Origin of the sequence: Streptococcus sp. 27098_8_51 (assembly GCF_041432205.1) — a bacterium.
Taxonomy (GTDB): domain Bacteria; phylum Bacillota; class Bacilli; order Lactobacillales; family Streptococcaceae; genus Streptococcus.
On sequence record NZ_JAPVZE010000020.1, the window covers coordinates 1 to 12,218 of the forward strand.

12 protein-coding genes and 1 riboswitch are annotated in these 12,218 nt (G+C 42.5%); of the genes, 1 reads left to right on the forward strand and 11 read right to left on the reverse strand.

Annotation, left to right across the window (positions count from 1 at the left end; all coding sequences use genetic code 11):
* The 10 genes from O3622_RS09690 to O3622_RS09735 form a co-directional block, all read right to left on the reverse strand.
* On the reverse strand, positions 1 to 805 hold an 805-nt coding region (locus O3622_RS09690; RefSeq protein ID WP_371607400.1), incomplete at its 3' end, for an iron-containing alcohol dehydrogenase.
* A 183-nt stretch (positions 806 to 988) separates the two neighbouring features.
* A complete protein-coding gene (locus O3622_RS09695; RefSeq protein WP_070799905.1) occupies positions 989 to 1,444 on the reverse strand; it encodes an SP_0198 family lipoprotein in 456 nt (151 codons plus the stop codon).
* 91 nt (positions 1,445 to 1,535) lie between these two features.
* The gene (locus O3622_RS09700) at positions 1,536 to 2,786 is read right to left on the reverse strand and encodes a folylpolyglutamate synthase/dihydrofolate synthase family protein (RefSeq protein WP_371607401.1); all 1,251 of its coding nucleotides are present in this window, start codon (positions 2,784 to 2,786) and stop codon (positions 1,536 to 1,538) included.
* Between the two features lie 363 nt (positions 2,787 to 3,149).
* A complete protein-coding gene (locus O3622_RS09705) occupies positions 3,150 to 3,455 on the reverse strand; it encodes a DUF1292 domain-containing protein (protein ID WP_000017624.1) in 306 nt (101 codons plus the stop codon).
* Between the two features lie 15 nt (positions 3,456 to 3,470).
* Positions 3,471 to 3,890, reverse strand: coding sequence for a Holliday junction resolvase RuvX (gene ruvX, locus O3622_RS09710; RefSeq protein ID WP_314977981.1), 420 nt, complete (start codon positions 3,888 to 3,890; stop codon positions 3,471 to 3,473).
* Positions 3,891 to 3,893: 3 nt separating this feature from the next.
* Positions 3,894 to 4,160, reverse strand: a complete 267-nt coding sequence (locus O3622_RS09715) for an IreB family regulatory phosphoprotein (protein WP_000507059.1) — start codon at positions 4,158 to 4,160, stop codon at positions 3,894 to 3,896.
* A gap of 86 nt (positions 4,161 to 4,246) precedes the next feature.
* Positions 4,247 to 4,816: an SP0191 family lipoprotein gene (locus O3622_RS09720; RefSeq protein WP_242746270.1), complete on the reverse strand. Its 570-nt coding sequence runs from the start codon at positions 4,814 to 4,816 to the stop codon at positions 4,247 to 4,249.
* A 66-nt stretch (positions 4,817 to 4,882) separates the two neighbouring features.
* Positions 4,883 to 5,281: a transcriptional regulator Spx gene (gene spx / locus O3622_RS09725; RefSeq protein ID WP_000591165.1), complete on the reverse strand. Its 399-nt coding sequence runs from the start codon at positions 5,279 to 5,281 to the stop codon at positions 4,883 to 4,885.
* Positions 5,282 to 5,415: 134 nt separating this feature from the next.
* Positions 5,416 to 8,076 carry a magnesium-translocating P-type ATPase gene (gene mgtA / locus O3622_RS09730; protein ID WP_371607402.1) on the reverse strand — a complete coding sequence of 887 codons (2,661 nt, stop codon included), beginning with the start codon at positions 8,074 to 8,076 and terminating at the stop codon, positions 5,416 to 5,418.
* Between the two features lie 195 nt (positions 8,077 to 8,271).
* A riboswitch (M-box (ykoK) riboswitch) is annotated at positions 8,272 to 8,423 on the reverse strand.
* 55 nt (positions 8,424 to 8,478) lie between these two features.
* Entirely contained in the window at positions 8,479 to 9,540 is a 1,062-nt protein-coding gene (locus O3622_RS09735; RefSeq protein ID WP_044021487.1) for a Xaa-Pro peptidase family protein, read from the reverse strand.
* Positions 9,541 to 9,687: 147 nt separating this feature from the next.
* Between O3622_RS09735 and O3622_RS09740 the strand changes: the two genes are divergently transcribed.
* Positions 9,688 to 10,443, forward strand: coding sequence for a hypothetical protein (locus O3622_RS09740; protein WP_044021488.1), 756 nt, complete (start codon positions 9,688 to 9,690; stop codon positions 10,441 to 10,443).
* A gap of 37 nt (positions 10,444 to 10,480) precedes the next feature.
* Here O3622_RS09740 and uvrA read toward each other — a convergent pair.
* Positions 10,481 to 12,218 (reverse strand): excinuclease ABC subunit UvrA (uvrA, locus tag O3622_RS09745; RefSeq protein WP_371607403.1); only part of this gene is annotated, 1,738 nt, incomplete at its 5' end.

Sequence of the window (12,218 nt, forward strand, 5' to 3'; positions counted from 1 at the left end):
CACCGAGTTGGTGAGCCATAGAATGAACATAACCCAAACCAGCATTGTTAAAGCTCATACCACCGAGGAAGATGGCATTGACCATACCCTCACGCGCTTCAATATCTTGGCCATTTGCCACAGCACGAGGAAGATACTCCTTGATGAGTTCAATCGCTCCGATAGAAAGTTTCTTGGTCACATTATAAGCACCTGGTGTTACCAAGGCTTCGACAGCGTGAGTAAGAGCATCCATACCTGTCGCTGCTGTCAATCCTTTCGGCTTTGAAAGCATGAGTTCTGGATCATTGACAGAGATAAGGGCAAGGCTATTCTTATCAACCATTACCATCTTGACCTTGCGCTCTTCGTCAGTAATAACATAGTTAATGGTGATTTCTGCAGAAGTTCCAGCTGTTGTATTGATTGCAACCACTGGCAAGCCTTTTTTAGCAGACTTGTGGAGACCCTCATAGTCTTGAGGTTTTCCACCATTTGTAGCGATGATAGAGATACAACTAGCGGCATCCTGAGGAGACCCTCCCCCAAGACTGATGATGAAGTCACATCCATGCTCTTTCAGAGCAGCAAGCCCATCTGTAACGTTCTTGCAAGTCGGATTTGGCTCCACATCGCTAAAAATCACATATTCGATCCCTTCAGCATCTAATGGTTTTAGGACCTTAGGTAAAATATCACTGCCTTCGATGAACTTATCTGTCACCAAAAGGGCCTTCTTATACCCCAGTTCCTTGATATACGGGCCTACTTCATTTACAACACCTTTACCGATAAGGTTAACTGATGGAACGTAAAATGTAGCCATATGCTTTTCCTCCTGCGCCTCTGCGCTAATTGATTATTTACTATAAGTATACGACCTTATAAGAAGTTTTACAAACATTTGTAAGCGTTTTAAGTAAAAAGTTAGTAAAGAACAGCCAACCCTTTTTCAAGAAAAAAGCTCCAAAAAGATAGCTTTCATCTCATTGGAACTTTTACTTAATCATTATTGCTTAGTTAATACCACTCGGTCAGATGCCTCTCGGTCCATATCATCGATAATCAATTGATTACCATTAACCGTGTAAATTTTGACATCATCACCGATAATGACACGTTGATTTTCTGGCTCAAAGCTGACTTGCTTGATTTCCTTATCTCCATCTGGCTCGACCTCAGTCCATGTACCAGTTTTACCTGTTACAACAAGAGTGATTTGGTCATTCTCATCTTTTCCAGTATAGGTACCATCAATGTTAGTAGGTTGAGCTACAGTAGTGTCCTGACTTGAGGATGCCTGTGGTTGACTAGCACTTGTCGTAGCGCTAGAAGATGATTCTTGTTGAGTAGATGATTGCTGAGCAGATTGCTGGGTAGGGGCTTGTGCCTTAGGTCCACAAGCTGCTAAAAGACTAAGAATTGCTAGGGAAGCAATAGAAAGTGTGAATGTTTTCGTTTTCATAGCGATTTCCTTTCTTTTTGTGCCAATGTTTTGCTGGAATCGTTTCCAGATATACCTCCTACCTACAGTATAGCAACTTAAACCTATAAGGTCAACTAATCTCATCGCTTCCAACCAAACTCCCTCGCACTTCCGAGATAAAGTAGAGGGATCCCGTCACGAAAAGCAAGTCCTGATCTTTGGCCTTTTCTTCAAATTCTCTGATAAAACCGCCATAGGAAGAAATCAAATCGTAACCCGCCACATCCTTTTCATCCAGAGAGCCTTGGTAGTCAAAGCCTGTTACCTTAAGTTCCACCTCAGGCAACTGCTTAGATAGATAGCCTAGCATCCCCTGATAATCCTTGCGTTTAAGTGCTCCAAAAAGGATGCGAACCTGGTAACCTTGCTGGATTTTCCCTTGGATAAACTCGACTAGACGAGTCAAGGCTGGCAGATTGTGAGCCCCATCTAGGTAGATTTGTGGACGAATCCGTTCCAATCGACCTGCCCAATGTGTCTCCTTCAAAGCCCGTCTGACAAACTCTTCTTCGACCCTTTCACCTCTTGACGCCATAAACAGAAGAAAAGTTTCTAAAGCCAAGGCGGCATTTTCTTGCTGATAAACACCTTCCAAACCGATTTCAAGCTGGGAAAAGCTTGCTAGGTTGCTTGAGAAATTTCCAGCTTTCAAGGTGAAGTCTCGCCCAGCTTGATAAAGTTCAACAGCTAACTCTCTTGCTGTATTTTGACAGACAAGCTCCGCTTCTGGAGCAAGCTTGGCAATGACTGCCTTCTTGCCAGCCTTGAAAATACCAGCTTTCTGCTCGGCTATTTCCTCTAGACTATCGCCCAAGGTCTCCTGATGATCTAGCCCAATCGAAGTAATAACTGCAATCTCTCCTGTTACAACATTAGTGGTATCAAGTAGACCACCTATCCCCACTTCTAGCAGAACTAGATCCACTCCCTGCTCTTTAAAGTAAAGCAAGGCAATCAAGGTCAACAACTCAAAGAAAGACAATTGATCATGTGTTTCTAAGAGAGTTTTCTCCATCTCCTTGACTTGGTTAGCTATACGGACAAAGTCTTCCTCCGCGATCGGTTGTCCATTGATACAGATTCGATCATGGATACTGATGATATGAGGAGAGGTAAAAGTACCAACTTTTTTACCATGAGCAACAAACAGCTCCCTCATAAAAGCAATAGTTGACCCTTTACCGTTAGTCCCTGTTACATGGATAATAGGATATGTCTTCTCAGGATTCCCCAACAAATCCACCGCTCGCTGCATTCGTCCAAGACCAGATCTAAAATTTAAACCAATCCGACTATGCAGCCATTCTTCTACTTCAAACATACATGTCTCCTTAACAAAAGTCCAATCAACTACCACATCAAAGTATGATTACAAATAAAAAGCGAGGTCGGGACTAAAATCCCGACCTCTTACCTGGTTAGCTAATCACTAGCTACTATGAATTTCAACGTGGGCTAAAAACGGCCCCCGGACTTACTGACGGTCTTTATTTTTAGCGTAAGGGTAAAAATGTTCCCCAAACGTTCCTGCGTTCCTAATTTCTGACGCAGGGCTAAAAACATCCACTGGATATTCCAACTCTTTCTAGTTTCTAGGAGTTGGGGTGATACAGTCTCCCAGACCCAGATTTACCAGTTCTCTCTTATTTCAAGGAACTGGGGTAAAAATATCCCCCGGATATTTTTACTCCTCCATAAAGCTGTTGAAGACTTCTTCAATCATGTTCCATTCGTCTTCTGAGTCTTCTGGGATTGGTTGCAATTCGCCTTCTGTTCCGTCTTCATTTTCGATGAATGAGTAAGCTTGGATTTCAACTTCACCATTTTCATCTTCTTCTGCGTTAACTGGCACTAGCAGAACATAGTTTTTACCAAATTCTTCTTTCCCATCGATGGTCAAAAGAATTTCAAACAAGGTTTCATTTCCTTGCTCGTCTACTAGTGTAATCAATTCACGTTCTTCGTGGTCATGGTTGTGATCGTGTGACATAGTTTCTCCTCTGTCTTAAAATTTTCTATCTAAATAATTTTGCAAAATCAGCTGAGCAGCCAACTTATCAATAACTTTCTTGCGTTTGTTACGGCTGATATCTGCTTGTTCAATCAACATACGTTCCGCAGCGACCGTTGTCAAACGCTCATCCTGATAGTCTACTGGCAAACCAAAGAGTTCTTCTAGCTTGGCACCATAGGCTTGACTAGCTTCTACTCGCGGACCGCTGGTATTGTTCATATTCTTTGGCAAACCTACTACAAAGCGTTCTACCTTATAGCTGTCAACCAATTCCTTGATACGGTCAAAACCAAACTGGCTCTGGTCCTCATTAATCTGAATGATTTCAAGTCCCTGAGCGGTGAAGCCTAGGGGATCGCTAATCGCCACCCCTACTGTTTTTGAACCGACGTCCAATCCCATAATTCTCATAGATTATAGATCGACTCCTTGTCCCTTAAGGTAGTAGCGTACCAGTTCTTCAACAATTTCATCACGCTCATACTTACGGATTTGATTTCGTGCATTGTTATAACGAGGAACGTAGGCAGGGTCACCACTCAGTACATAACCGACGATCTGGTTAATCGGATTGTAGCCCTTGTCGTTCAAAGAAGCATAGACGTCTGTCAACGTTTCGCTAATTTCTTTCTTATTGGAATCATCCAATTTAAACCGTACAGTTTCTTCAGTAAATCCCATTCTAACACCCTCTTTCCTTAGAATAGTACTATTATAGCACATTCCCTGACGTTCTACAAATAAGTCAGTCTATTAATTTGGATTTTCTATTGTTCTGTCGCCCCATTTGCCACTCTATCTGCAATATATTGGCTAGGTTCGTTTTTTAAGAGATTTTCAAGACCGATATTTTTTAAATATTCCAGCTGAGATGCCTTTTTGACATCCAGCACTTGAAAATCATAAGTCGTTGTCGTCTGGATTTCTGTCTCGCTGAGTAGCTTGGTTTCCAGTTTGAATCCTGCTAGTTTGCGTGCCTCTTGGATAGTCTCATCCTTCTCTTCAGCTTCTAGAAGCGCTTTTTGCGTTTCCTCTAGGCCATTTTCAGAGATAAAGGTCTTGAGTTCATCCCCGACAGGTCGTTTTTGCTGGATGGTCAAGGTCAAAAACTGACTGCCTTTATAAGTAATGGTCTGAATCTGTTGCGTCCCATTTTCTGACTTCGGCATCAGCAAGGTCTTGGTGACAACCGTATTCTTTTCGGCATTGTCCAAAACGGGAAGGTTGGATTGGAGAGGTTCAGATGCTGTTGTAGAAGCAGCAGGAGTTTCCTTTTTTTGCCCACATCCCGCAAGCAAAAAGAGGAGAGTAAAACTAGCAATTAGTAACTTTTTCATAATTCCTCACTTGATTTTAAAACAAAAGAGCAAACAAGGCCAGGAGTCACTCCCAGCCTTGATGTTTTATAGAGCTGCACGTAGACGTGCTTCTGCATTTTCTACATTACGGACAGAGCGTGGCAAGAAGGCACGGATATCATCTTCTTTATAGCCGACTTGCAGGCGCTTCTCATCAACGAGAATCGGACTCTTTAAGATCCGTGGTGTTTCCATGATTAAGTTGAGCACTTCATTGACACTCAAATCCTCGATGTCAACTCCAAGTGCCTTAGCGTAGCGGTTTTTTGACGAAACGATACTGGCGATTCCATTATCTGTTTTCGTTAGAATATCTAATAACTCTTCTCTTGTAATTCCTTCTTTACCGAGATTTTGTTCTTTATAACTTAACTGGTGGGCATTGAGCCAGGTTTTCGCTTTTTTACAGCTAGTACAACTTGAGACTGTATAAATTTTGATCATGTACCTACCCCTTTCGCTACATGTTACTATCAGTTTAGTCTATTATACCATAAAAAACATCCGACTTGCGACCTATTTTTAAAAAAATTTAACTTTTTTCGCGATTTTCGTACTTTTTTCTTGACAAAATCAATTTATAACCAACTTTTAAATTTTTTGATATAGATTCGTTTCACAACTGTAACACTTATCATATAGAGAACGATAATCAAAAGCAAAAAGAGGAAATAAATTGGTTCCAAAGGGGTTAAATGAAGCAGGCTAGCAATTGAAGAGTAGGGAAGAAAGGTCACAAAACTAGCTGCTAGCAAGGTTGTCCCAAGAACAAACCATGATGGACGACTTTGTAAGAAAGGAAGTTTTGCTGAACGGAGCATATGGATAACCATGGTTTGGGACCACATGGATTCAATGAACCAACCTGTCTGGAACAAAATAATAAAGCCCGTTGCAGACTCTGCTCCGTGAGCATAGGCTTGACCTGTCGCCATTGGGACAATGACAAAATAGAGTAAGATAAAGGTCAAAATATCAAAGGCAGAAGAAATCGGACCCATCCAAATCATAAAGCGAGTAATAGACTTAGCTTCCCACTTATGAGGATGTTTCAAAAAGTCTTCATCCACATTATCAAATGGCAAGGCAATGCAAGAAAGGTCGTAGACGAGGTTCAACACAATCAAGTGAATCGGAGCCATAGGAAGGAAAGGTAAAAAGATACCAGACACTAGCAGAGAGAAAATGTTCCCGAAATTAGAGCTGACCGTCATCTTGATATATTTGGTCATATTAGCATAGACTTTGCGTCCTTCAACCAGCCCTTTTTCAAGCACCATCAAATCCTTATCTAACAAAATGACATCAGCCGTTTCTTTGGCAATATCTACTGCTGTATCAACAGAAATCCCCACATCTGCCACTTTCATAGAAGGGGCATCATTGATCCCATCTCCCATATAGCCGACACAATGTCCATTCGATTTGATTTGTAAAATGATTCGTGCTTTTTGATCCGGAGAGAGTTTGGCAAAGACAGTCACTTTCTCAACTGCTTGGGCCAATTCTTCGTCCGTCATAGCGTCAATATCAGAACCCAACAAGATTTGATCAACGTCTAAACCAACTTTTTCGCATACTGCTTGGGTTACCTTCTCATTGTCTCCCGTCAAGATCTTTGTTTGAACACCGTGTTCTAACAAAGCTTGGATAGCAGGTGCTGCTGATGGTTTTGGTGGATCTAGAAAGGCAAGATATCCGGTTAGAATCATCTCTTTTTCATCTTCAACGGAGTAAGCAAAACCTTCTTTTAGGCCTGTTTTATAGGCGACTCCCAAGACTCGCAATCCCTGTTGATTAAGTTGATCTACTTCTTTTAAGATTTCCACTCGGATATCATCCGTCAGAGGGCTAATCTGACCTTGATATTCCACATGGGTTGAAATCGCAAGCATTTCCTCTAGGGCACCCTTGGTTACCAAACTAACAACTTCGTTTTCATCCTTGACGATGACACTCATCCGTCTACGTTCAAAATCAAAGGGCAATTCATCTATTTTTTGGAAGCTAGTATCTAAATTTTGTAGAATAGCGTGTTCTTTAGCTTCTTTTTCAGTTCTACTGATAATAGCACGGTCCATTAAGTTTTTCAAACCGGTTTGAAAATAGGAATTGAGGTAGGCCCGTCTCAACACAGACAAATCCAAATCTCCGTGTATATCCAAAGGATATTCAAGGACAATTTCGTCTTGGGTAAGGGTTCCGGTTTTATCCGTGCATAAGATATCAATAGCACCTAGGTCCTGTATGGCATTGAGTTTTTTGATGACGACTTTTTCCTTGGCCATGATAATGGAGCCTTTTGCTAAACTAGCCGTGATGATCATAGGAAGCATCTCAGGTGTCAAACCAACACCAACACTCAGTGCAAATACGCCAGCTTCCAGCCAGTCGCCATCTGTCAAGCCATTGGAGAGAAAGACGATGGGAACCATGACCAACATCAAACGGATCAAGAGCCAAGAGATGCTGTTCATCTCCCGTTCAAAAGAGGTCGGTTCGTCATAGGTATTGAGAGTCTGCTCGATTTCTCCCATCATGGTATCATCACCAACCGCTAGAATCAAAGCCTTGGCACTTCCTGATATCACGTTGGTTCCCATAAAAGCGAGCGCTTCTGCTTCTAGCAGACTATCGAAGTTTGACTGACTCATTTTTGACAAGGCTAGTTTTTCAACCGAGTCACTTTCACCTGTCAAACCAGACTGTTGAACAAAGAAATCGCGTGATTCAATTAAAATGAGGTCTGCTGGTATCATATCCCCAGCACTTAACTTGACTATATCTCCAACGACCAAATCTTCAATTGCGACCTCTAAACTCTGGCCTTCGCGAATAACTGTGGCAGTGTTCACAATCATTTTTGATAGATTGGTCGCAGCCTTGTCACTCCGCAGTTCTTGGACAAAGCGTATGCCACCAGAAATCAATACGAGAACGACGATGATGATAGAGGTCGTCGGATCTTCTTGTCCAGGCTTCGCCAACCAGACATTGGTCACCATGGAGATCATAGCGATGACCAGCAGGATGATTGTAAATGGATTGATAATAGATTCGTAAATCTTTTTGAGGATACTGTCTTCTTGACCCTTGGTGATGGTGTTTTCGCCATATAGGTCACGATTTTTCTCCACCTGCTCCTCAGTCAAGCCTGTTAGACTTGTCTTATAAAAAGATAGAGTTTCGTTTAAGGGTGTGTGAATAGCTGTTGCTAATCTTTCTTTTGTAGTTTTCATTGGTTTCTCCTATCTGTATGAATGATGTGTTTCATACACAGAGACCAATCACTTTATAAGGGCAGAACGACACAAATCAGCGATTGGCTGTGTATGTGCGGTTCTGGATGATCGTCAATTTGCATCGTTTGTCTCCTTTCCTTGTTCTAAAACAGTAGAAAATCCCACCATAAAATGGCAGGATTAAAAAACTAATTATCTGTTTTTTCGTTCAAGCTTTAACTCCATAGGGCGATGTAATGAGCTTAGTCTTGGCCTTCGCGACCAGGACTGTTGACCAACGAGTAGTGTCTCCACTGCTTTGCGGTAGTCATCCGTATCCCTATGGTAGCCTCACCTACCGTTTTCGTCTATCAGTATAAACCTTTAAAATATAAAAGTCAATGATTTATCTTAATTTTCTTAAATAACAATTAATTCCTTTGGAGCAAGGGTCAATAATTCGCAACCTGTATCCGTAATCAAGATATCATCCTCGATACGCACCCCGTATTTTCCATCCAGATAAATACCCGGCTCATCGGTCAAGACCATGCCAGCCTTGATTGGCTCTTCTGACTTGCCAAAGTAAGGAATTTCATGGATATCCAAACCAATCCCATGTCCAATCCCGTGGCTGAAGTAAGGACCGTAGCCTGCATCGTTAATAATCTGGCGCGGAATCCTGTCAAAATCAATTCGACTGAGACCAGCCTTGGCTGCATCTATGAGGGCTTGATTGCTGCGCAGGACAATATCATAAATCTCCCGCTCTTCATCTGTCACCTGCCCCACATGAACTGTCCGCGTCATATCGCTGACATAGTGGTTGTAGTAGCAACCAAAGTCCATGGTCAGGGTTTCACCCTTTTGAATGACCTTGTCACTAGCCACGCCATGTGGCATAGCAGAGCGGTAGCCCGAAGCGATGATAAAATCAAAAGAAGCACCTGAAGCACCTAGCTGGCGCATACGGGCATCTAAAAAGTTCATAACGGCTAGCTCAGTCGTCTCACCGGGCTTGATAAAATCCAGTACATCTAGGAAGGCTTGGTCAGAAATCTGGCAGGCCCTACGAATGGTTGCGATTTCTTGCTCATCCTTGATCATCCGCAGATTTTCAATAAAACCAGTCATTGGAACCAGCTCATGACCAGCAAACACACTTTCCAGCATCTTGAAGTAAGCATAGGAAATCTCGTCATCAAAGCCAATTTTTTCCAGCTTGTCGTCCGCTATAATTTTAGCAATTTCACCAACCGCATCGCGCGTTTCCACAATGTCAAAGCCCTCAACCACGCCCTTGGCAATAAGAGTATAACGAGAATCCGTCAGAAAAATCCGGCGCTTTTTACTGATGAAAACTGTCGCCTCTGTCCCGCTGAAACCAGTCAGATAGTAAATATTCTTCAGATTGGTTACTAAGACAGCATCACACTCTGTCTGTTTTAAGGCTACTTCAAATTTTTCAACTCTTGATAACATGAGAAAACCTCCATAAAATGATTTAATTTATTATAGCAAAAAAATATCGAAAATAATACAATCTATATAGCTAAGATTAGATAAAATTGACATTTGAAAGCGCTTAATGTATAATTTCTGTTAAACAAGAAAGAATGAGGTATCGATATGAATAAAACAGAATTGCTGTTACAAAGACTAGATGAGATTGGTCAGTCTCTAAAAGATTCGAACCAAGCACTAGCTTTGCTGGCGCTTGGTTCTTGCGGAACAGAAAGAGAACGATTGGATCAGTACTCAGATTTAGACTTCTTTGTTATTGTAAAAGATGGCTACAAGCAGACCTATATCCAAGACCTAACCTGGTTAAGTAAGCTAGAACCAATTGCATTTCACTACCAAAATACAGTGGACGGACATAAAGTTCTATTTGAAGATGATGTTTTTTGTGAATTTGCTGTCTTTGAAGCTCACGAACTAGTAAACATTCCCTTCTCTGAAGGCAAGATTATCTGGAAGGAGGTCGGTTTTGATGAAACAATCTGTCAGCCACAAAGACTGCCATCAAAAGAAAACAGAGATCGTGAATGGCTGTTGGGAGAAATTTTATGTAATCTATATTTAGGGCTAGGTCGCTATCAGCGAGGCGAAAAATTAGCTGCTTATGATTTAATACAAAACAGATCCGTCAAGCTTTGGACTGAACTAATCAGTTTGGAAACAACTTCTAAATCTAATTTTATAGATATCTTTAATACCAACAGACGATTTGAAGAAGGTTATCCAAAGGAAGCCAAGCAATTACCTCACTTTTTGCAAGGTTACGAACGCATTTCTGAGTCTGCTCAAGCACTCCTAGAATATCTGGATAAACACTATTCTCTTAACCCATTTATAAAAGAAAAAATTCGTAATTTATTATAAAAAAGACTCTGCCTAAAAAAGCAGAGCCTTTTAAATCTTATTTTAACTTTCCTTTCAAATAGTGTCCTGTGTAGCTGGCTTCGTTGGCCGCTACTTCTTCGGGAGTTCCTGTTGCAATGATGGTTCCACCACCGACACCGCCCTCAGGTCCCAAGTCAATAATATGGTCTGCAGTCTTGATAACATCCAGATTGTGCTCGATGACGAGGACTGTATTGCCATCGTCGACAAAGCGAGCCAAGACCTTGAGCAGACGAGCGATGTCTTCGGTATGAAGTCCTGTCGTCGGCTCATCGAGAATGTAGAAAGATTTTCCTGTCGATCGTTTGTGGAGTTCACTAGCCAGCTTCATACGCTGGGCTTCTCCTCCTGAAAGGGTGGTAGCTGGTTGTCCTAAGGTTACATAGCCCAGCCCTACATCCTTGATAGTCTGGAGTTTGCGTTGAATTTTTGGAATGTGTTGGAAAAATTCCACCGCATCATTAACCGTCATATCCAAGACTTGCGAGATGTTCTTTTCCTTGTAGTGAACTTCTAGGGTTTCACTGTTGTAGCGAGTTCCATGGCAGACTTCACAAGCCACATAAACATCTGGCAAGAAGTGCATCTCAATCTTGATAATCCCGTCACCTGAGCAGGCTTCACAACGACCACCCTTGACGTTGAAACTGAAACGACCCTTCTTGTAGCCTCGAATCTTGGCCTCATTTGTCTGGGCAAAGAGGTCACGGATGTCGTCAAAAACTCCCGTATAGGTAGCAGGGTTGGACCTCGGCGTCCGTCCGATTGGACTCTGGTCAATATCAATCAGACGATCGACATGCTCAATCCCTGTGATGGTTTTGAATTTACCAGGCTTGTCTGAATTGCGGTTGAGCTTCTGGGCAATAGCTTTTTTGAGGATGCTGTTGATTAAGGTCGATTTCCCTGAACCTGACACACCTGTCACCGCAATGAATTTTCCTAATGGGAAGCGAGCAGTGATATTTTGCAAGTTGTTCTCACGCGCACCCGTCACCTCGATAAAACGACCATTTCCGGAACGACGCTCTTCAGGCACTGGAATCGCTCGTTTTCCTGATAAGTACTGGCCTGTGATAGACTTGCTGTTGCGAGCCACCTGTTTGGGCGTACCTGCAGCAACAATCTCCCCACCAAAAACACCAGCACCCGGACCAACGTCAATCAGATAATCCGCCTCACGCATGGTATCTTCATCGTGTTCCACCACGATGAGAGTATTGCCCAAGTCACGCATCTTCTTCAGACTGGCAATCAGGCGGTCATTATCCCTCTGGTGAAGACCAATGGACGGCTCATCCAGGATATAAAGGACACCTGATAGGTTGGACCCAATCTGGGTTGCCAAGCGAATACGCTGACTCTCCCCACCTGAAAGGGTTCCTGCCGAACGTGACAGAGTCAGATAGTTGAGGCCTACGTTATTGAGGAAGGTCAATCGATCCTTGATTTCCTTGAGAATGGGACGGGCGATGATGGCTTCATTTTCAGATAAGGTCAGCTGGCTCACTAATTCCAAATGGTCTGCGATAGACAGGTCTGAGATTTCACCGATATGTGGTCCTTGCTCCCCACCCACACGGACAGACAAGGCCTGGTCATTGAGACGATAGCCGTGGCAAGTTCCACAGGTTAGCTCATTCATGTAGAGACGCATCTGGGTACGGGTGTAGTCACTGTTAGTCTCATGGTAACGACGCTTGATATTACCAATTACTCCTTCAAAAGGAATGTCGATATCGCGCACACCGCCA